This is a genomic window from Shumkonia mesophila (genome assembly GCF_026163695.1).
Taxonomy (GTDB): domain Bacteria; phylum Pseudomonadota; class Alphaproteobacteria; order Rhodospirillales; family Shumkoniaceae; genus Shumkonia; species Shumkonia mesophila.
In genome coordinates, this window is record NZ_JAOTID010000004.1 from 222809 (window position 1) to 242498 (window position 19690).

At 66.6% G+C, this 19690-nt stretch carries 19 protein-coding genes; 9 read left to right on the top strand and 10 right to left on the bottom strand.

All coding sequences use genetic code 11. The features are described from left to right. Positions 1-15: 15 nt before the first annotated feature. From ODR01_RS09265 to ODR01_RS09275, 3 genes are all read right to left on the bottom strand, one after another. Entirely contained in the window at positions 16-903 is an 888-nt protein-coding gene (locus tag ODR01_RS09265) for a polyprenyl synthetase family protein (protein WP_394356815.1), read from the bottom strand. A gap of 8 nt (positions 904-911) precedes the next feature. Beyond that, positions 912-1163 carry an exodeoxyribonuclease VII small subunit gene (locus ODR01_RS09270; RefSeq protein ID WP_316977355.1) on the bottom strand — a complete coding sequence of 84 codons (252 nt, stop codon included), beginning with the start codon at positions 1161-1163 and terminating at the stop codon, positions 912-914. A 78-nt stretch (positions 1164-1241) separates the two neighbouring features. Next, positions 1242-2168 carry a histone deacetylase family protein gene (locus ODR01_RS09275; RefSeq protein ID WP_316977356.1) on the bottom strand — a complete coding sequence of 309 codons (927 nt, stop codon included), beginning with the start codon at positions 2166-2168 and terminating at the stop codon, positions 1242-1244. 309 nt (positions 2169-2477) lie between these two features. Here ODR01_RS09275 and ODR01_RS09280 point away from each other — a divergent pair, with 309 nt between their 5' ends. After that, a complete protein-coding gene (locus ODR01_RS09280) occupies positions 2478-2825 on the top strand; it encodes an ArsR/SmtB family transcription factor (protein ID WP_316977357.1) in 348 nt (115 codons plus the stop codon). 225 nt (positions 2826-3050) lie between these two features. Here ODR01_RS09280 and ODR01_RS09285 read toward each other — a convergent pair whose 3' ends face one another. The 3 genes from ODR01_RS09285 to ODR01_RS09295 form a co-directional block, all read right to left on the bottom strand. Further along, the gene (locus ODR01_RS09285) at positions 3051-3356 is read right to left on the bottom strand and encodes a GIY-YIG nuclease family protein (protein WP_316977358.1); all 306 of its coding nucleotides are present in this window, start codon (positions 3354-3356) and stop codon (positions 3051-3053) included. Between the two features lie 131 nt (positions 3357-3487). Further along, positions 3488-3868: a VOC family protein gene (locus ODR01_RS09290; RefSeq protein ID WP_316977359.1), complete on the bottom strand. Its 381-nt coding sequence runs from the start codon at positions 3866-3868 to the stop codon at positions 3488-3490. Between the two features lie 25 nt (positions 3869-3893). Beyond that, a complete protein-coding gene (locus ODR01_RS09295; RefSeq protein ID WP_316977360.1) occupies positions 3894-4727 on the bottom strand; it encodes a hypothetical protein in 834 nt (277 codons plus the stop codon). A 163-nt stretch (positions 4728-4890) separates the two neighbouring features. Between ODR01_RS09295 and ODR01_RS09300 the strand changes: the two genes are divergently transcribed. The 4 genes from ODR01_RS09300 to ODR01_RS09315 all read left to right on the top strand — a co-directional run bounded on the left by ODR01_RS09300 (position 4891) and on the right by ODR01_RS09315 (position 9726). Next, the gene (locus ODR01_RS09300; RefSeq protein WP_316977361.1) at positions 4891-5472 is read left to right on the top strand and encodes an SIS domain-containing protein; all 582 of its coding nucleotides are present in this window, start codon (positions 4891-4893) and stop codon (positions 5470-5472) included. 73 nt (positions 5473-5545) lie between these two features. After that, on the top strand, positions 5546-6439 hold the full coding sequence (locus ODR01_RS09305) for an ROK family protein (RefSeq protein WP_316977362.1): 894 nt from the start codon (positions 5546-5548) through the stop codon (positions 6437-6439). A gap of 300 nt (positions 6440-6739) precedes the next feature. Beyond that, complete coding sequence (locus ODR01_RS09310) at positions 6740-8185, top strand: alanine/glycine:cation symporter family protein (protein ID WP_316977363.1); 1446 nt, start codon at positions 6740-6742, stop codon at positions 8183-8185. A gap of 179 nt (positions 8186-8364) precedes the next feature. Beyond that, positions 8365-9726 (top strand): alanine/glycine:cation symporter family protein, encoded by a 1362-nt coding sequence (locus tag ODR01_RS09315; RefSeq protein WP_316977364.1) that lies wholly within the window; start codon positions 8365-8367, stop codon positions 9724-9726. A 152-nt stretch (positions 9727-9878) separates the two neighbouring features. Here the strand turns inward: ODR01_RS09315 and ODR01_RS09320 are convergent, their stop codons facing one another. Continuing rightward, on the bottom strand, positions 9879-10727 hold the full coding sequence (locus ODR01_RS09320) for an EipB family protein (RefSeq protein ID WP_316977365.1): 849 nt from the start codon (positions 10725-10727) through the stop codon (positions 9879-9881). Positions 10728-10961: 234 nt separating this feature from the next. On the opposite strand from ODR01_RS09320, the gene ODR01_RS09325 reads away from it, so the two are divergent. Together ODR01_RS09325 and ODR01_RS09330 are read left to right on the top strand one after the other, a co-directional pair. Beyond that, the gene (locus ODR01_RS09325; protein WP_316977366.1) at positions 10962-11696 is read left to right on the top strand and encodes a GGDEF domain-containing protein; all 735 of its coding nucleotides are present in this window, start codon (positions 10962-10964) and stop codon (positions 11694-11696) included. 33 nt (positions 11697-11729) lie between these two features. Continuing rightward, entirely contained in the window at positions 11730-12215 is a 486-nt protein-coding gene (locus ODR01_RS09330) for a hypothetical protein (RefSeq protein ID WP_316977367.1), read from the top strand. A gap of 150 nt (positions 12216-12365) precedes the next feature. Here the strand turns inward: ODR01_RS09330 and aspS are convergent, their stop codons facing one another. After that, positions 12366-14168, bottom strand: coding sequence for an aspartate--tRNA ligase (gene aspS / locus ODR01_RS09335; protein WP_316977368.1), 1803 nt, complete (start codon positions 14166-14168; stop codon positions 12366-12368). A gap of 302 nt (positions 14169-14470) precedes the next feature. Between aspS and ODR01_RS09340 the strand changes: the two genes are divergently transcribed. Then, positions 14471-16978: a PAS domain S-box protein gene (locus ODR01_RS09340; RefSeq protein ID WP_316977369.1), complete on the top strand. Its 2508-nt coding sequence runs from the start codon at positions 14471-14473 to the stop codon at positions 16976-16978. A 49-nt stretch (positions 16979-17027) separates the two neighbouring features. On the opposite strand, the gene ODR01_RS09345 is transcribed toward ODR01_RS09340, so the two are convergent. Together ODR01_RS09345 and gstA are read right to left on the bottom strand one after the other, a co-directional pair. Further along, on the bottom strand, positions 17028-17453 hold the full coding sequence (locus ODR01_RS09345) for a YybH family protein (RefSeq protein WP_316977370.1): 426 nt from the start codon (positions 17451-17453) through the stop codon (positions 17028-17030). Between the two features lie 33 nt (positions 17454-17486). Beyond that, positions 17487-18128, bottom strand: coding sequence for a glutathione transferase GstA (gstA, locus tag ODR01_RS09350; RefSeq protein WP_316977371.1), 642 nt, complete (start codon positions 18126-18128; stop codon positions 17487-17489). Positions 18129-18279: 151 nt separating this feature from the next. Here gstA and ODR01_RS09355 point away from each other — a divergent pair, with 151 nt between their 5' ends. Beyond that, positions 18280-19185: a LysR family transcriptional regulator gene (locus tag ODR01_RS09355; protein WP_316977372.1), complete on the top strand. Its 906-nt coding sequence runs from the start codon at positions 18280-18282 to the stop codon at positions 19183-19185. The last annotated feature ends 505 nt before the right edge of the window (positions 19186-19690 follow it).

Sequence of the window (19690 nt, forward strand, 5' to 3'; positions counted from 1 at the left end):
AATGCCCAACCCGGTTCAGGCGCGCCGGTTGACCACGAAGCGCGCGAGGTCCCGTAAAGGGTCGGCCTTCTCTTTGAACAATTCAAGGTGCTGCACCGCCTGTTCGGCCAGCATATTGGCCTGGGACCGGGCCCGTTCGATGCCGAGCAGCGAAACGAACGTCGCCTTGCCGGCGGTACCGTCCTTATGCGTCTTCTTGCCGACCTCGGCGGCGTCGCCTTCGACGTCCAGCAGGTCGTCGACGATCTGAAACGACAGCCCCAGGTCGTGGGCGTAGGCGTGGAGCGCAGCGCGCGCCGCCTCGGGCGCCTTGCCGAGAATGGCCCCGGCCTCGCACGAGAAGCCGATCAGTTTGCCGGTCTTGAGGCGCTGCAACCGGGTGATCTCGGGAATCGTCAGCGCCGCGTGTTCGGCCATCAGGTCCAGCACCTGGCCGCCGACCATGCCGTCGACGCCGATGGCCCGGGCCAGTTCGGTCACCAGGTCGCAGCGCACCTGGGGATCGGAATGGGTGGCCGGATGTCCCAGCACCTCGAACGCCCGGGTCAACAGCGCGTCCCCGGCCAGAATCGCCGTCGCCTCGTCGTATTCGACGTGGCAGGTCGGACGGCCGCGGCGCAGGTCGTCGTTGTCCATGGCCGGCAGGTCGTCGTGAATGAGCGAATAGCAGTGCACCATCTCGACCGCCGAGGCGACCCGGAGCGCGCAGCTTCGGGCGACGTTGAACAACTGGGAACTGGCCATCACCAGGAACGGGCGCACCCGCTTGCCGCCGCCCAGCGTCGAATAGCGCATGGCCTCGACCAGCCGGGACTCCGGGCGGTCGTCCATCATCAGCAGATGGTCCAGTTCCTCTTCGATCGCCTGGGCGTTTTCGGTCAGTTCCGCTTTGAAATCCGTCAAAGAATGCCTCAATCGATATCCATGGGATCGGTTCCCGCCGGGCCGTCCGGCCCCAACACGACCTTCTCGACCCGCGCCTGGGCCTCTTGCAGTTTCGACTCGCAATGGCGCTTCAGGACGGCGCCCCGCTCGTAGGCCTTGATGGCATCGTCCAGTTTGCCCGTTCCCGCCTCGAGCTGGCGCACGATTCCTTCCAGTTCGGCCAACGCCTCTTCGAAACTCATCCGCGCCACGTCCGCGGGAATGGCTTTTTCAACCATGCCGATCCTCGTTCCGGGGACCGGCAGTCTATGCGGGGCCGTCATCCAGGGCAAGGAAAACGGCCACGGCGGCAGCCGTCAGATGCCCATCAGTTCGCGAACGTGGACGGCGACGCTGGCGGTCAACGCCGACAGGTCGTACCCCCCCTCGAGAACCGAGACCACCCGGCCCCGGCAACACTCGTCCGCCACCGTGAGCAGTTCGCGGGTCACCCAGGCGAAATCCTCGGTCTGCAGGCGCAACTGGGCCAGCGGATCGCGGGCGTGGGCGTCGAAGCCGGCCGAGATGATGAGCAGGTCCGGCCTGAATTTCCTGAGCTCGGGCAGGATGCGCTGGATGTATCCCTGGCGGAACTCGTCGCTGCCCGAGCCCGGCGCCAGGGGCACGTTGACGATGTTGCCGACCCCCGTCTCGTGCTCCATGCCCGTTCCCGGAAAGGCCGGCCATTGATGGCTGGAGGCATAGAACAGCGTCGGGTCCTCCTCGAAGGCCGACTGCGTTCCGTTGCCGTGGTGGACGTCGAAATCGACCACCGCCACGCGTTCCAGGCCGCACGCGGCGCGGCCATGCCTGGCCGCCACGGCGGCGTTGTTGAACAGGCAGAAACCCATGGCCTGCGCCGCCTCGGCGTGATGGCCGGGCGGCCGGATCGCGCAGAAGGCGTTGCGGGCCTCGCCGGCGACCACCGCATCGACCGCCGCGCAGGCGGCCCCCACCGCCCGGAGCGCCGCCTGACCCGACGCCGGGCAGAGGCCGGTATCCGGATCGAGGGCGACGTAGCCTTCCTTCGGCACGCTCTCGAGGATCGACTCGACGTAATAGGGCGCGTGAACCCGCTTGATGTCCCTGACGTCGCCTTCCGGCGCCTCGCGGCGGTCCAGCAGGAAGAACGCCGGGTTCTCCAGCCCCCCATCGATCACCCGCAACCGTTCCGGCTGTTCGGGATGTCCCGGGAAATTGCTGTGCTCGAGACAAATCGGATGCGAAAACAGCAGGGTGGTCATGGTGTGTGGGGAGGACCGATTTTTTTCCGTTTTTTCGCGAGTCGCCCATTGTCACCAAAACCCGGCGCCGTGACCAGGATTCTTTCTCGAGGGTCGCCGGGGTCGCCGCCGCGGGGCCAAAGTCATTGATTCCGGCCGGCCGCGGCGATAGAAAATTTGTCTGGCCCGCCTGTCGGCCAGCGGATATATTAAGTTTTGCGCATACAAAGCGTTCCTTGATCGGATGCCGACCGCTCGTTAAGGTCGCCTCCTAAGGTGGCGCTCGACGCCACCGCCCCAAGCGGAACCCCGATCGACGGGGGATATGCCATGGAAACGGATTTCGAGACCCTGGAGCAGAATGCGCTGCGCGCGAGCACGTTGCTCAAAGCGATGAGCAACCAGCACCGGCTGATGATCCTCTGCCAGTTGGCCAGCGGCGAGAAGCGGGTCGGCGAGCTGGAGGAAATCATCGGCCTAAGCCAGTCCGCCCTGTCCCAGCACCTGGCCCGGTTGCGGCGCGACAACCTGGTCAGGACCCGCCGCGAGGCCCAGACCATCTTCTATTCGCTGGTCGGGCCCGAGGCGCGCTCGGTCATCGAAACGCTCTATGGCCTCTATTGCGGCGGCGGCGCCGTGGCGCGCCAGGAAAGCGCCAAAATCGCCGCCAGCCTCTAGCCGCCAGTCCAAACAAGCCCCCTCTCTCCCATCACTCCCGCGAAGACGGCAGTCCAGGGCCCGGCTTCCCCTGGATTCCCGCGTGCGCGGGAATGACGAAGGGGGAAGGGACGCGCCCCCCCCCTCTTTCCCGTCACTCCCGCGAAGGCGGGAGTCCAGGGCCCGGCTCCGCCTGGATTCCCGCGTTCGCGGGAATGACGAAGGGGAAGCCGTCTTGACTTCCCCTTACTCCTGCTCGGCTCCGGTGATGTCGGGATAAAGGTCGCGCCAGTCGGGATTGTTCTTTTCGACCAGGTCCAGTTTCCATTTGCGCCGCCACTTCTTGAGAGCCTTCTCGCGAGCGATGGCGGTTTCAATGTCGTCGAAAACCTCGAAGTACACCAGCGTCTTGGTGCCGTAGCGGGCCGAGAAGCCATCGACGGCCTCGGTACAGTGTTGCCAGACCCGGCGCGTCAGGTCGGACGTCACGCCGATGTAAAGGGTGCCGTTCCGGCGATTGGCGAGCAGATAGACATAGCCCCGCTTGTCCATGCCCTATCCTATCTGGATTCCCGCGTTCGCGGGAATGACGAAGGGGGAAGGGACCAGCCCCCTCTCTCCCGTCACTCCCGCGAAGGCGGCAGTCCAGGGGTTGGGCTCCGTCCGGATAACCCGGCCTTGGGTTACCGCCGGTTGGCGATTTCGATGAGGTTGCCGTCGGGATCGTAACAGTAGATGGAACGCAGGGGGCCCTGGGCTCCGCTGCGGTCGACCGGGCCTTCGACGATGTCGATGCCGCGGCCGGCCAGTTCCGCCGCGACGTCGGCGACGGGCGTCGCCGTCAGGAAGCACAGATCGGCGGAGCCGGGGGTCGGCCGGCGGGCGTGGGGCGCGATGGGCGCCGATGCCGGATGAAGGTTGATCTTCTGGCCGCCGAAATGCAGCGCCACCCGTTCCTTGGCGAACGCGCGGCGTTCCATCCCCAGTCCGTCGACGTAGAAGCGGCAGGTTCGCTCGATGTCGGCAACCGTCAGGACCAGATGATCGAGGGCCAATCCTTGCATGGGCTGCCTCCGTCGCCACCGGCGATCAGTGGACGCCGGCCGCCGGCCTTTCGTGGGTGACGATCCAGTGCAGTTCTTCCTTGATGACGTCCGTATGGCGCGTCGGTTCGGCCTGCAGGACGCCCGAAATGATGGCAAGGCGCACCGGATGGGGCAAGCGGTGAAAATTCTCCAGGACCAGGAACTTGATGCTGGGCCTGATCGTCGGCGACACCAGCAGGCTCAGGACCAACTTCTTGCGGATGTCGTGGCGAACGTTGCCGGCTTCGGTCAGTTCGAAGAATTCGTGGACGAATTCGCGCGGCGCGATGACGCCCTCGATCAGCGCCGACAGGTTCTGGCGCAGCGCCGCCGTGTATTGCGACCGCGTCCGCAGGACGAAACGCGAGGCATGGCGTTGCACGTGGGCGATGGCGTGCGGATCGAAGGCGTTTTCCGTCACCAGTTCGACGGCCCGGCGCACCAGCGGATGGCGCGACGTCTGGCCGACGATCCCGAACAGTTCCGAAACCAGCGGCGTCTTGTTGGCGACGGGGCCGAATCGGGCCGCTGCCGCGATCGCCATCGAGGATTCGGGGTCGCGGGTCGCCAGCATGGCCAGCGCCAGGGGATCGTCCAGATCCTGCAGATCCAGGCTGCGGTTCAGCAGGTGTTCGGGAATCAGGATGCGGTCGTCCTCGCCGGGGACGCAGATCGGGGTCTTGTCGCGATAGTGCTCCTTGATCCTGAGGGCCACCTTGAGACCCTCGTGGCTGATGCCCAGCCCCTCCGACACGCCGGCGGTTTCCCGGCCGGCCGTCAGGATGTCCCTTTCGTCGAATTTTCTGCGGTCGCTGATCGACGTCTGTTTCCAGCCCACGGTCGTTGTCCCCCGGTACGGTTGCCGATAGAACCTTGGGGGCGTGCGTACCGCCCGTTTCCGCCGTCACGGACTCTGCCCGCAAACGCTTAACACCGGCTTAATAGGTCTTTGCCTATATTCGAGCCGTCGCCATTCGCTCCATGGGAAGGTCTTTCATCCGATGCCCACATACCTGGATCGCTACTTCTCCACCCTCGGCGCCATGGGGCCGGCCACCCAGGCCACGGCCGCGGACGGCCGCCAGGTGCCGCTGGCCGAGGCCCTCGCCTGGGTCAACGATACGGCACGGGGCGCCCATGCCGCCGGCAACACCGTGATCTTCGTCGGCAACGGCGGCAGCGCCGGCATCGCCGGCCACATGGCCACCGACTTCAGCAAGGTGGGAGGGGTCAGGGCCATCACCTTCAACGACGCCTCGTCGCTGACCTGCCTGGGCAACGACCTCGGCTACGAGCAGGTCTTCGCCCATCCGGTCGCCATGCACGGACGGCCCGGCGACCTCTTGATCGCGATTTCCAGTTCCGGCCGTTCGGCCAACATCCTCAACGCGGCGAAGGCCGGCCGCCAAAAGGGTTGCAAGGTGCTGACGCTGTCCGGCTTCGCGCCGGACAACCCGCTGCGCGCCCTGGGCGACGTCAACTTTTACGTGCCGGCCTCGGCCTACGGCTTCGTCGAGATCACCCATCTGGCCCTGCTGCACGCCGTCCTCGATAGCCGCCAGGGCTGGCCCACCCCCGCCTGAAATCCCGCCGCGCGGTTGACGTGCCGCCCCCACTTGCCCGAATGTCTTGGGATCAAGGGGCGGAGTTTCGAGCATGCGCATCGGCATCGACCTGGGCGGCACCAAGATCGAGGGGATCGTGCTGGACGGCGACGGCCGCGAACGGGCCCGCCTTCGCGTTCCCACGCCCCTCGGCGACTATGCCGCCACGCTGGCCGCCATCGCCGCGCTGGTCGACGACCTGGAAACGCAGGCGGGGGCCGCCGCCTCGGTGGGCGTAGGCATTCCCGGCATCGTTTCGCCGGCCAGCGGACTGGTCAAGAACGCCAACTCGACCTGGCTGATCGGCAAGCCGCTGGATCGCGATCTTCAGGCCGCGTTGGGGCGGCCGATCCGCCTGGAAAACGACGCCAACTGCTTTGCCGTCTCCGAGGCGGCGGATGGCGCGGCCGCCGGCGCCGCCGTGGTGTTCGGCGTCATCCTGGGCACCGGCGTCGGCGGCGGCATCGTGATCGACGGCCGGCCGCTCAGGGGCCGCAACGCCATCGCCGGGGAATGGGGCCACAACCCCCTGCCCTGGCCGGAGGACGACGAACGGCCCGGCCCGGCCTGCTACTGCGGGCTCAAGGGGTGCATCGAGACCTTCCTGTCGGGGCCGGGACTGGCCCGCGACTTTCTGGGCGCCACCGGGAAGGCCTTGGCGCCCACCGAAATCGTCGAGCGGGCGGCGGCGGGAGACGGCGCCGCCGCCGCCGCACTGGAGCGCTACGAACGCCGCCTGGCCCGCGCCCTGGCCGGCGTCATCAACGTGCTCGACCCCGACGTCATCGTGCTGGGCGGCGGGTTGTCGAACCTGGGCCGCCTTTACGAGACCGTTCCCCGCCTGTGGGAACGCTGGGTCTTCTCGGACCGGGTCGACACGGCGCTCAAGCGCAACCGGCACGGCGACTCGAGCGGGGTGCGCGGCGCCGCTTGGCTGTGGCCGTAAGCGTATTTCGTATTTCGGGGACGCCATACTTCGTATTTCGGGGACGCCATACTTAATTCGATTCTACGTCCATCCATGGCATCCCGAGACCTCGAATTAAGTATGGCGTCCCCGAAATACCCCCGTCCCCGAAATACCCCGAGACCTCGAATTAAATATGGCGTCCCCGAAATACCTGGTGTCCCCGAAATACCCGGCGCCGGCGCCGCCGATTCTTGTTGCGCGTCCCCGGCAAGTCCGTCTTTCTGAAGGCACTCGGGAACTGGACGGGCCGTTCGCCGACCGGCAGGGAGGCTTCAGGTGGAAAACCTCAAGGAATTCCTCGGCGCTGCGGACGCCTTCATCTGGGGCCCGGTCACGCTGGTCTTCCTCATGGGGACCGGGCTCTACCTGACGCTCGGCCTGCGCGGCCGTTCGTTCTCGCGCATCGTCTATGGGCTGGCAGCGCTGTGGCGCGGCCGGGCGGCCGAGCCGGGAGCGCAAGGGCAGGCCACCCCCTTTGCGGCGCTTTCCATCGCCTTGGCCGCCACCATCGGCACCGGCAACATCGCCGGCGTCGCCACCGCCATCGCGCTGGGCGGCCCCGGCGCCGTCTTCTGGATGTGGCTCACCGCCTGGGTCGGCATGGCCATGAACTTTGCCGAAACCGCGCTCGCCGTGACGTACCGCGAGGTCGACGGCCGCGGCGAGTGGGTGGGCGGGCCGATGTATTACATCAAGAACGGCCTCGGCCGCCGCTGGCGGTGGCTGGCCGCCCTCTTCGCCTTCTTCGGCGTGGTGTCCTCGTTCGGCGGCGGCAACGCGTTGCAGGCGAGCACGCTGGCCGACGCGGCGGCGGTCTATTTGGGGATGCCGGCCTGGGCCACCGCCTGCCTGCTGGCGGCGCTCACGCTCTTGGTCATGGCGGGGGGCACGGCGCGCCTCGCGCGCGTCGTCGGCATCCTGGTTCCGGTCATGGTGGTGGGCTTCGTGGGTGGCGGACTTGCCGTCATCGCGCTCAACGTCGAGAAGCTGCCCGGCGCCATCGGCCTGATCCTGTCGGATGCCTTCACCGGCACCGCGGCGGCAGGCGGCTTCGCCGGCTCCACCGTGATGGCGGCCGTGCACTTCGGGGTGGCGCGCGGCATTTTCTCGAACGAGGCGGGATTGGGCACCATCCCCATGGCCCACGCCATCGCCCAAACCCGCCACCCGGTGCGCCAGGCCGCCATCGGCATGCTGGGCCCGTTCATCGACACGCTGATCGTCTGCACGACGACCGGGCTCGTCATCGTCATGACCGGGGCGTGGCAGGTGGGTGTCACCGGCGCCCCGCTGGCCGGCCGCGCCTTCGCGACGGGGCTGCCGGGAGCGGGACCGGCCGTGATCGGCTTCGGGCTCATCCTGTTCACCTATACGACGCTGCTGGGCTGGAGCTTCTATGGCGAGCGGCTGGCCGGCTATCTGTGGGGGCCGCGGGCGGTGCTGCCCTACCGGACGCTCTTCCTCGCCATGATCTTCGTCGGCGTGCTGGCGAAAGAACGGCTCGACCTTCTGTGGCTGGTGTCGACCGGGCTCAACGGCCTGATGGCCTTTCCCAACCTGATTGCGCTTTTGCTCTTAAGCCCGGTGGTCTTTCGCATGACCATCGACTACTTCGCGCTCGCCAGGAACGGCCAGCCCGACATCCCCTGGCCCGACCCCCAGGGCAACATCGCCCCGCCGCCCGAAAAACCGCAGCCGGCGGCCCTGCTGCGCCCGGAATGAAGCCATCGATCGCGGCAATTGCCCTTTTTTCGCGCATTCAGGCGGGGAAATTCGCCCCTGCGTGCATTAATGCTTGATTATCAATCGCGGTTGAACCTCTCATAGAGGTCCGTGCGATCGCGCCCGCCGACTGGGACTGGGGGAAGCCGATCGCGCACCGGCTGCAAAGGGGGAGTTCCATGGACGCATTGCAGAGTTTCGTCGGTATGGTCGACAGCTTCATCTGGGGGCCGTACCTTCTCATTCCACTGCTTCTTCTGACCGGCCTTTACCTGACCGTCGGCCTGCGCTTCATGACGCTCCGGCGCATCGGCTACGGCTTTCGCATGCTGTGGCAGGGCCGCGTCGCCAAGGAAGGCCACGAAGGCCAGATCACGCCCTTCAACGCGCTGTCCACCGCCTTGGCCGCCACGGTCGGCACCGGCAACATCGCCGGCGTCGCCACCGCCATCTACCTGGGCGGGCCCGGCGCCATCTTCTGGATGTGGATGACCGCGCTGGTCGGCATGGCCAGCAAGTACGGCGAAGCCGTGCTGGCCGTGAAATACCGCGAGGTCGACGAACTGGGCAACCACGTCGGCGGCCCGATGTACTACATCAAGAACGGCCTCGGCGAGAACTGGAAGTGGCTGGGCATGCTGTTCGCCTTCTTCGGCACCTTCGCGGCCTTCGGCATCGGCAACGCCATCCAGGCGAATTCGGTGGCGCAGGCGGCGTTCGACCACTTTGGCGTCCCGCTGTGGGCCACCGCCGTCGTGCTGGCCGTGCTCACCTTCCTGGTCGTCATCGGCGGCATCAAGCGCTTGGGCGAGGTCGCCGGCAAGCTGGTGCCGCTGATGGCGATCCTCTACATCGCCGGCTCGCTGGTCATCATCGCCCTCCACGTCGATCAATTGCCTGCCGCCGTCGCGCTCATCTTCACCGACGCCTTCACCGGCACCGCGGCGACCGGCGGCTTCGCCGGCTCGACCATCATGATGGCGGTGCGCTTCGGCGTCGCCCGCGGCATCTTCTCCAACGAGGCCGGCCTCGGTTCGGCGCCGATTGCCCACGCCGCGGCGCAGACCGACAATCCGGTCCGCCAGGGCACCATCGGCATGCTGGGCACCTTCATCGACACCATCGTCATTTGCTCGATGACCGCGCTGGTCATCATCATGACCGGCGTGTGGAACAGCGGCGAAACCAGCGCCACGCTCTCGACGCTGGCCTACGACACCGGCCTGCCCGGCTTCGGCAAGATCGTGGTCGTCTTCGGCCTGCTGATCTTCGCCTACACGACGCTGTTGGGCTGGAGCTACTACGGCGAGCGCTGCGCCGAGTACATCTTCGGCGTCGGGATCATCAAGCCGTACCGTTACGCCTGGATCGCCATGATCTTCATCGGCGCCCTGGCCAAGGACCAGTTGGCCCTGCTGTGGGACATCTCGGACGCGCTCAACGGCCTGATGGCGCTGCCCAACATCGTGGCCCTGCTGCTGCTGAGCCCGGTCATCTTCCGGATCACCCAGGAATACTTCGAGAACGAGAAGAAGAAGTAGCGGCACGCCAACCCTCTCCGCCTCCTCCCGGGGGGCGGAGAGGGTGGCTGGGCTTATTTCGGGGACACCATACTTAATTCCCCCCGTGGCGTTGCCGGTGCACGTCCTGGGAATTAAGTATGGCGTCCCCGAAATAGGGAGGAAAGGTTGGCTCAGCAGTCCGGCTTCGGCAGCAGTTCGACGTGCTGGAGGGTCAGCAGCAGGACGAAATCCCCGAAGTCCTGGACGATGGAATCGGCGATGCCGTCCTCTCGCAGGGTGATGCCGATCTCGAATTTCGGCGTCGCCTCGCTCGCCGCGACGGGAAAAAAGGCCAGCCGCAGGGACCACACCGGCAATTCGGCCAGCTTGGCCCGCCGGGCCAGGCCGCGCCTGGCGCTTTCGGAGGCCGGGCGGACGGCGGCGCCGACCGAATAGGGATTGTCCAGGCTGGAGCCATCGAAAACGATGCCGCTTTCATGGTGCCTGCCCGACCTCGCCGCGTCCAGCAGCGCCATCAGGTGCCGGGTTGGAAACTGCGTTCCCGGCGGCAACTTCAGGTCGCTCTCCTCGGGCAGGACGAAATGGGCGAGGCCCGGTCCGCGCGGGCCGGTCAGGGAGGCCTGCCCTTCCAGTTCCTCGCTCAGTTCGCCGTCACGGATATCGCGGACGTGGAAGCGGAAGCGCAGGCCGTCCTTGGATTCCCAGCTCAGGTGGCTCCATTCGGTCTCGCTTTCCTCTCCTTCGCCGTAGCCCAGGCGCAGCAAGGTCCGGTTTTCCGCCGTCCAGCCATCGCAGGCGTCGGCGAACCGGTACAGCACGGCACCGCGCACCGAGGCGACCCCGGATCTCGCCTCGGCCGAGTTGAGCGAGACGCGGTAAAGGGCCCGATGGCCGACGAAGTCGGCGGCCGCGGCCGCGGTGGGCCAGGCCAGTCCGGCAAGCATGACCAGGACGAGGCCAAGCCTTGCCGGCCGTTGGCGCATGGTCAGGAACGGGGAAGCGTGAACGCGAGCGATCATGGCGCGAACCATACGTCCACGCGGTCCGCCCTGTCCACTGGCTGTAACGGCGAACCCATCGCGGCAATTTCGTATTGGCCCCCCGGCAAAAACTGCCGAGCGCGGCCGGCCCCTTCGGCCGGCAACCCAGGCAGACCCGGGGTTTGAGCCCACCCCTCCGGTGGCATGAAGGTTGCGAGGCGAGTCCCAGAGACAGAGCCCTTTGTCTCGGGAGCCAACCGTGAAGGCCAAATCGTGACCCTCCATAAGACCATCAGCCGGATTCAGTCGGCGCCCGCCCGGCGGGACAGCAGCCTTGTGGCAACCGTGGCCCTGCTGGCGGATCTTGTGGAAAAGTCGCACAGCCACCCAATCCCCGCCGCTTCCCCCGCGCGGCGCGAAGTCGCCGAGCTTGCCGTCGCCGCCGCCGTCGACACCGAAACCAAGCTGCGCGAGCTGGAACGGCGCATCGTCGCCCTGGAGCGCCTGGCCGTGACGGACCCGTTGACCGGCCTGCTCAACCGCCGCGGCGTCCGGCGGGCCTTGCAGGGGACCCTGTCGGCGGCCCGGCGTTACGGCGAGCAGGGTGTGGTGATATCCATCGACCTCGACGGCTTCAAATTCGTCAACGACACCTACGGCCACGCGGTCGGCGACAAGGTCTTGAAGCAGGTCGCGCGAATCCTCAGCGAGGGAGTCCGCGAAACCGATTGTGTCGGGCGCGTCGGCGGCGACGAATTCGTCGTCATCCTGACCCGCGCCCCATGGGAAGACGGGCTCAGGCGGGCCGGCATCCTGGAAAGCCAACTGAACAGCACCGCCGTCAATATCGACGGGCGGACGATCATGGTGCGCGCCAGCTGCGGAACCCAGACCTACGGCAGCGACGACGACGCCCCCACCCTGCTCGATCGCGCCGACAACGAGATGTACCGCCGCAAGCGGACGAAGTCGGGCCAGCCTGACGGAATCCCGGCCAACAACAACTGACGGGAAGGCCGGTCCCGAACAGGACCAGCGGACATGAGGATCGACCTGACCATCGCCTCCGACGGCCCGGCCCTGCGTATGGCGCCGGTCCTGCGGGCCGATCCGACTTTGCGGGCGGGCGCCGCTCCGGCCCCGAGCGGGGAGCCCGCGCCGGCGACGGCCCCCGACGGCAATCTTTCGCTGCGCCGGCTGATCGGCGACATCGACATCCGTCGCCTTTCGCCCCGGCAGATGGCGGAAACCAGCCTGGACCTTTACGTCGCGGGAGTCCTGCCGTGGGAGGAATACGCCATGCTGGCGTTCCAGGCGGAACTCCACCCCGACTACAACAGGACGATCGGGGCGCTCACCGGCGAACCCGCCGCCCCCGACCGCCCGCGCGACTTCCTGGGCATGTGGGAGGAACGGCTGCGATTCGAGGAAGAACACAACGCCGGGAATCCCCACCTGGTGGCCCGCACCCGCCGCATCGTCCAGGTCTTCCGCCAGATCGCCTCGCCCACCGACCTGATGGCCTGAGGGGAGCTACGCCTCGCGGCGTTTCCCCCTCTCCGCCCCTTTTGGGGGGGAGAGGGCGGGGTGAGGTGGGGAACGCCGCGGCCAGCCCACCTCACCCGGCGCTGACGCGCCACCCTCTCCCCCCTCGAAGGGCGGAGAGGGTTAAGAAAGTTACGAGGCCGCCTTCGGGGTCTTCGCCTTGGCCTTCGGCAGTTCGATCTTGATGTGCAGCTCGCGCAGCTGTTCGGGGCGCACCTCGGAGGGGGCGCCCATCAGCAGGTCCTGGGCCTGCTGGTTCATCGGGAACATGATGACCTCGCGCAAGTTCGCCTCGTCGGCCAGCAGCATGACGATGCGATCGATGCCGGGGGCCGAGCCGCCATGCGGCGGGGCGCCATACTGGAAGGCGCGCAGCATGCCGCCGAACTTGGTTTCCACCACCTCGGGGCCATAGCCGGCGATCTCGAAGGCCTTGTACATGATCTCGGGGCGATGGTTGCGGATGGCGCCGCTGGAAAGCTCGATGCCGTTGCACACGATGTCGTACTGGAAGGCCAGGATGTCGAGCGGGTCCTTGGTGTTCAAGGCCTCCAGCCCGCCCTGCGGCATCGAGAACGGGTTGTGGGAGAACTCGATCTGCCCCGTCTCCTCGTTGCGCTCGTACATCGGGAAGTCGACCACCCAGCAGAACTTGAAGGTGTCCTTCTCGCGCAGACCCAACTCGTCGCAGATCCGCTCGCGCACCTGACCCGCGAACTTCTCGGCCACCTTCCTCTCGGCGCAGACGAAGAAGACGGCATCGCCCTCGCCCACCCCCACCTTCTGGCGCACGGCGGCCAGACGGTCGGCTTCGAGGTTGTTGGCAATCGCCCCCTTGGCGCCGCCGTCGGCGAAGACGGCATAGCCAAGCCCGCCGTGCCCTTCCTCGCGCGCCCATTCGTTCAGCTTGTCGAAGAAGCTGCGCGGCTTGGCGGCGGCGCCGGGGCCGGGAATGGCGCGCACGATGGAACCCGTTTCGATGTTGCGCGAGAACAGGCCGAAGCCGCCGCCCTTGAACTCCTGGGTGACGTCGGCGATGACCAGCGGGTTGCGCAGGTCCGGCTTGTCGACGCCGTACTTGAGCAGCGCGTCGGCATAGGTGATGTGCGGGAACGGCGGCGGCGTCACGGTGCGGCCGTTGGCGAATTCCTCGAAGATGCCGCCCAGCACCGGCTCGATGGCGGCGAAGACGTCTTCCTGGGTGACGTAGGCCATCTCGAAGTCGAGCTGGTAGAACTCGCCCGGCGTGCGGTCGGCCCGCGCGTCCTCGTCGCGGAAGCAGGGCGCGATCTGGAAATAGCGATCGAACCCCGACACCATGATCAGCTGCTTGAACTGCTGGGGCGCCTGCGGCAGGGCATAGAACTTTCCGGGATGGATGCGCGAGGGCACCAGGAAGTCGCGCGCGCCTTCGGGCGAGCTGGCGGTCAGGATCGGCGTCTGGAACTCCATGAAGCCCTGGTCGATCATGCGCCGGCGGATGGAGGAAATGATCCTGTTGCGCAGGATGATGTTGTTGTGCAGCCGCTCGCGGCGCAGATCCAGGAAGCGATAGCGCAGGCGGATGTCGTCGGGGTATTCGGTGTCGCCATAGACCTGCATCGGCAACTGCTCGGCCGCCGATTCCACCTGGAAGTCGTCGACCGCCAGTTCGACCTGCCCGGTCGGCAGGTTGGGATTGATGGTATCCTCGGAGCGCTTCACCACGCGCCCCGTCACGGTGACCACCGACTCCGGGCGCACCTTCTCGACCTTGGCGAACAGCGGGCTCGACACGTCGATGACGCACTGGGTCAGCCCGTAATGGTCGCGCAGGTCGACGAACAACAGATTCCCATGATCGCGCTTGCGGTTGATCCATCCCGACAGCCGGGCCGGCTGGCCGGCATGGTCCAGCCTCAGTTCGCCGCAGGTGTGGGTGCGATAGGGATGCATGGGGAAGTGCTCCTGTCGTCGTTGGTGGGTCGGAAGGCGGGCCGCCCGGCGCGACAAAGCACAACGAAGCGCGCGCTTTGTCAAGCGGTGTCGTGGCACATCCGGCGGCCGTCCACCGGCCGTTCCGTCCGTCGGCGGGGCGCGCCGCGTTTGTATTCTCTATCCAAGATAGTACGCTGTCTCGATCGGACACGTCATGGTATCTCAGCGTCGCGTGGATATATTAGAGTTTCAATGATAGAATGCCCGCCGGGGGAGACGCGCGTCACCGGTCTCCGATCCCGGGAGCCGATGTTGTCCCCATGACCGCCATCAGCCAGCCCCTCGACGTTTTCCTGCAGTTCGCCAATGGCCTTGCGGTCGCGCTCGTCCTGGCCTTCGTCGCCATCGTCTTTCGCAACAAGCTGCAGATCGCATCCGCCACCCTGGCGATGACTTTCGACGGCGCGGTGTTCGGCGCCATCGGCATCGCCGTCATGTTCTTTCCCTTTCCCATCGCGCCCGGGGCCGCGCTGGACGTCCGGGTCGTTCCGGTGGTGCTGGCGGGGCCGTTCGGCGGCCCCGGCGCCGCCCTGATCGCCGGCGCCATCGTCGCCGGATACCGCCTCTATCTGGGCGGCGCCGGGATCATCGCCGGCACCGGGGCGATCGTGACGGTGGCCTGCATCGGCGCCATAATCGGCCGCCGGTGGGAGGAGAAGGCCCAGCGCATCGGCGTCCGGCATCTGCTGATGCTCGGCCTCAGCCTGGTTGCCGCCACCCTCGGCTGGACCCTTCTTCTGCCCGCCGATCTGGTGCCGATCGCGCTCAAGACCTTCACCCTGCCCGTCCTCATCTCGCATCCGATAGGCGTCGTGGTGCTGGGGCTTCTTCTGATGCACGAGGCCGGGCGCCGGCACGCGGAAACCGCGCTCCAGCAAAGCGAAGCCCGCCTTCGAGCCATCATCGACAACTCGCCGGCCGGCATCTACCTCAAGGATACGCAAGGACGCTATATCCTTGCCAACGACGAGTTCCTCAGGCGCTTCGCCCTTGCCGAAGACAGCATCATCGGAAAGAAGGCCGACAGCTTCATGTCCCCGAAGATCGCCGAACGGGTCGCCATACAGGACCGGGAGGTGATCGAAAACAGCAAGAACGTGACGATGGAATTCGAGGCCACCTACCCGGACGGCACCGTCCGCCGGCAGATCATGGTCAAGTTCCCGGTCCTCGACGCCGACGGGGCCATTACCGGCATCGGCGGCATCAACGCCGACATCACCGACTGGAAGCGGGCCGAGGAAAACGCCCGCCGCAGCGAAGCCCTGTTTCGCGAATTCTTCGAGAGCGCCGAGTTGGTCTTCGTCACCCTCGATACCGGGGGACGCGTCATCGCCTGCAACGATTTCCTGCTGCGCCTGACCGGACACAAGCGGGCGGACGTCATGGGAGCGGTGTGGTGGGACATGTTCATCCCGGCCGACGAACGCGCGGTGCTGCGCCAGTTGTTCGAGCACACGGTGGTCGAAGGCCGCATCCCCATGCCCCCCCATTTCGAGAACGACATCCTGGCGAAGGGGGACGAGCACCGGACCATCGCGTGGGACAACGTGCTGACCTGCGGGCCGGAGGGCGAGATCAAGGGAGTGGTCTGCGTCGGCGTCGACATCACCGAGCGGCGCCGCGCGATCGCCGCCATCCGCATGGAAAAGGAGCGGGCCGAGCAATACCTGTCGATCGCCGGCACCATCATCGTGGCCCTCGATGCCACCGGCGCGGTCACGCTCATCAACGGCAAGGGCTGCGAGGTTCTGGAATTCGGCCCGACGGAACTGGCCGGGCGGAACTGGTTCGACGCGCTGCTTCCGGCGGAGTCGCGCGAACGGTCCCGTGCCGTTTACCTGGGCGTCGTCGAAGGCCGGCACGCCCCGGTCGAATATTTCGAGAACGAGGTGGTGACGAAGTCCGGCCGCCGCCGCCTGATTGCCTGGCACGCCAGCTATGCCCGCGGCGAAACCGGCGCCGTCACCGGCACCCTGTCGGCCGGCATCGACGTCACCGAACAGCGCCGCGCCGAGAAGGAGGCCGCGGATCTGCGCGACAGGCTGGCCCGCGTGGCGCGCCTGAGCACGATGGGCGAAATGGCCACCGGCTTCGCCCACGAACTGAACCAGCCGCTGGCGGCCATCAACAACTATGCGCGCGGCGCCCTGCGCGTGCTGAAAAAAAGCCCGGCGCCCGACATGGAAAGCCTGGTGATGGCGCTCGAAAAGCTGTCCGAGCAGGCCGAACGGGCCGGCAACGTCATCCGGCGCATCCGCTGGTTCGTCCAGAAGAATGCCCCGCAGGCCACCGCCATCGACCTCAACCAGACGATTTGCGAAGCGACCGAACTGTTCAACGACGACACGCTTCGCCACCAGGTCCTTTTGGAACTGGACCTCGGCCCCGCCCTTCCCCCCGTGCTGGCCGACGGCATCCAGATCCAGCAGGTCGTGATCAACCTCGCCCGCAACGCCATGGAAGCCATGGAAAGCTGCGCCCCCGACGGGCGCAAACTGGCCATCCGAACCGCGGTGCGCCCAGGCAGCCGGGTCGAGGTCACGGTGGCCGACACCGGCCCCGGCCTGCCGCCCGAGATACGCGACGACCTGTTCGAACCCTTCGTCACCACCAAGCCCGACGGCATGGGGATCGGGCTTTCGATCTGCCGCTCGATCGTCGCCGCCCACGGCGGAAACCTGACCGCCGAATCGGCCGACGGCGTGGGCACGACCTTCCGCTTCACCCTGCCCCTGGCCGACCACCCGGCGACGGCGGCGGCGTGACGGGAAGGGGCGCCCCCCGGGGAAAGACGCCGCCTCTTCGCCGTCTCGTTCATTCGGTATGAGGCGGGCGGCCGACGGCCCAACTCGGGTCCGCCCCGAAGGGGTGATCCATGAAGAAGACCCAAGTGCCGTCGGGCAGGCGGCGATGCACCTCCATGCCGTGGTGATGCACCTCGACCCTCCTGCCGTTCTTGTCGACACCGGTGATCAGCCATTGCGAGCGGGTCATGGCAAAGTCGTCGGCAACGGTCGTGTGATGGGTGACGACATCCATGTGCGGCTTCATGCCGATGTAGGCGGCCATGGTCTCGCGAATGCCCTGGGCACCGCGGGAAACCGTGGTTTCGCGGTGGACATCGCCGACCCGCACGATGGAGGCGTCGGGATGGTACATCGCCGACGCCGCCTCGACGTCCTGGGCGTTGAAGGCCCGGGCCAGCCACAGGTTGCACAGTTCGGGAGATGGAGCGCCCATGATCAGGTCTCCTCGGGTTGGGGGTGGAGAGGTCTAGGCATTCTGCAGAGTGCGGCGAGAGGCTCGGCTATGGGCCGCCACCGCGTCATGCACTTTCGGCCGGGCGGCAACCCGATCCATGAAACCGCGCACCTGCGGAAAGGCCGAGAGATCGACTTTGGCGTAGCCCGACCAGCCGACGATGGTGAAGAGATAGGCGTCGGCGGCGGTGAATCGCTCGCCCATCAGGAAGGGGCCGGACGTGGCGAGATGGGCCTCGACAAAGGCCAGGCGCCGCCCGATCTTCTCGCGGGCGACGGCCTGGAGCGGCTCACCGTATTCCGGGTGGAAAAGCCAGGGGCTGTACATCTTGTGCAGTTCGGTGGCGATGAAGTTGAGCCAGGATTGCAGACGAGGACGGGCCGGCGTCCCCGCCGGCGGCGCCAGTCCGGTCTCCGGCTTCAGGTCGGCGAGGTATTGCACGATCGCTGCCCCCTCGGTGAGGACCGAACCGTCGTCAAGCCGCAGCGCCGGCACATAGCCATTGGGGTTGATGGCGCTGTAATCGGCGCCGGTTTCGGTGACGGGGGGCGTATGGCCGATATCGACCCGCTCCAGCTCGAGCGCGATGCCCGCCTCGCTGGCCACGATATGCGGCGAAAGCGAGCAGGTGCCGGTGGCGTAGTAGAGCTTCATGTCATGTCCTTTCCGATGGAGAAGAGGGGCGACGGGGCATCGGGCCCCGGTCGTGGGAGAAAAGTTTGGCTTAGCGCAACCGCAATGCGATGTGCGATTTCGCCAGCGGCGCTTGCATGACTGCAAACGCCAAAGGTGCTACAAACGGGTCATGGACGATTGGAACGAACTGCGGCTGGTTCTGGCCATCCGGCGGGCCGGCGGCCTGACCGCCGCCGCGAAGGCACTCGGCGTCGATCATTCGACCGCCTTCCGGCGGCTGAACGCGCTTGAGGCCCACCTTGGCGTGCGCCTGTTCGAACGGCTGCCCGGGGGAACCTATCCGCCGACATCGGCCGGCCAGCGGATGGCGGCGGCGGCCGAGCGCATGGAGGACGAGGTCCTTGCACTCGATCGCGACATCGCCGGAGGCGACCATCGGCTTTCCGGGCGCCTCAGGATCACGTCATCGGAAACGCTGGCCTATCGCGTGCTGACGCGGCACCTCGCCCTCTTCCGGCAGGCCCATCCCGGCATCGCGGTCGAGCTCATCATCGACAATCGCGTGCTCAGCCTTTCGCGCCGCGAGGCCGACATCGCGCTGAGGCCGATCCGGCCGAAGGAAGGCGACCTGTGGGGCCGCAAGCTGGCCCGCGTAGCGTGGACCCTTTATGGCGCACCCGCGTATTTGGAGGCCCACGGCGGTCCCGTCGCCGGCCCCGGCGAGCTTGGCCGCCATGCCCTGATCGGGTGGGAGGAGGCGGCCACGGGAATCGGGGCCGCCGACTGGCTTGGCCGCGCCGCGACGGACGCGGCCTTCGTCTATCGGACGAACAGCCTGGTCAACCAGCTTGGCGCCGCCAGAGCCGGCATCGGCCTCGCCCTTCTTCCGTGCTATCTGGGCGATGGCGACCCCGACCTCGCCCGCGCGCTGCCAAAGCCGGTGGCGGAACTGGCGGGCGAACTGTGGATCGTGACACATGCCGACCTCAAGGCCACGGCCCGCGTGCGCGCCTTCTTCGATCTCGTCGGCGAAGGCCTCGCCCGCGAGCGCGACCTGTTCGAAGGCCGGCGTTGAGCGGTGATGGACGCTGCTCGCGTGCCGCCGCCCACGACGGAAACCTAGCCGCCGAATCAATCGACGGCGCGGCACGACCTTCCGCTTCACCCTGCCCCTGACCCAAGACCCGGCGGCGTCGTGACCGCTTAACGGTAGGCCCAACTTGAAATCAGGTGGCATTAACTTTCGTAGCGCCACCCTCCAAATTCCTGTATGTTTATCCTAAGTATAGGGAGAGTATCATGAAAGTTAACATTAAAGACTTTACCATCAACATGGACGTCAAGACTAATGGTATTGAGTTTGAAGTCCGTGATAATGACGGTAACTTCCGTGGCGACTGTTACATAACTAAAACTGGTCTAATTTGGTGTGAGGGCAAAACCAGTCGTACAAATGGGACGTCGGTGACTTGGGATCAATTTATCAATTGGATGAATTCTTAACAAAGGCATCACCAACAGCGCGGTTCCCGCAAAGCCCCTTGCTGAGATTTCGACATCAGCCGCGTCGCGCTCTTTGC

Coding starts and splice junctions, on each gene's coding strand:
- ODR01_RS09270 (WP_316977355.1), bottom strand. CDS start 1,163: ATGGTTGAAAAAGCCATTCCCGCGGACGTGGCGCGGATGAGTTTCGAA.
- ODR01_RS09275 (WP_316977356.1), bottom strand. CDS start 2,168: ATGACCACCCTGCTGTTTTCGCATCCGATTTGTCTCGAGCACAGCAAT.
- ODR01_RS09300 (WP_316977361.1), top strand. CDS start 4,891: ATGCCCACATACCTGGATCGCTACTTCTCCACCCTCGGCGCCATGGGG.
- ODR01_RS09305 (WP_316977362.1), top strand. CDS start 5,546: ATGCGCATCGGCATCGACCTGGGCGGCACCAAGATCGAGGGGATCGTG.
- ODR01_RS09285 (WP_316977358.1), bottom strand. CDS start 3,356: ATGGACAAGCGGGGCTATGTCTATCTGCTCGCCAATCGCCGGAACGGC.
- ODR01_RS09345 (WP_316977370.1), bottom strand. CDS start 17,453: ATGGGCGCTCCATCTCCCGAACTGTGCAACCTGTGGCTGGCCCGGGCC.
- ODR01_RS09280 (WP_316977357.1), top strand. CDS start 2,478: ATGGAAACGGATTTCGAGACCCTGGAGCAGAATGCGCTGCGCGCGAGC.
- ODR01_RS09315 (WP_316977364.1), top strand. CDS start 8,365: ATGGACGCATTGCAGAGTTTCGTCGGTATGGTCGACAGCTTCATCTGG.
- ODR01_RS09320 (WP_316977365.1), bottom strand. CDS start 10,727: ATGATCGCTCGCGTTCACGCTTCCCCGTTCCTGACCATGCGCCAACGG.
- aspS (WP_316977368.1), bottom strand. CDS start 14,168: ATGCATCCCTATCGCACCCACACCTGCGGCGAACTGAGGCTGGACCAT.
- ODR01_RS09290 (WP_316977359.1), bottom strand. CDS start 3,868: ATGCAAGGATTGGCCCTCGATCATCTGGTCCTGACGGTTGCCGACATC.
- ODR01_RS09340 (WP_316977369.1), top strand. CDS start 14,471: ATGACCGCCATCAGCCAGCCCCTCGACGTTTTCCTGCAGTTCGCCAAT.
- ODR01_RS09355 (WP_316977372.1), top strand. CDS start 18,280: ATGGACGATTGGAACGAACTGCGGCTGGTTCTGGCCATCCGGCGGGCC.
- ODR01_RS09330 (WP_316977367.1), top strand. CDS start 11,730: ATGAGGATCGACCTGACCATCGCCTCCGACGGCCCGGCCCTGCGTATG.
- gstA (WP_316977371.1), bottom strand. CDS start 18,128: ATGAAGCTCTACTACGCCACCGGCACCTGCTCGCTTTCGCCGCATATC.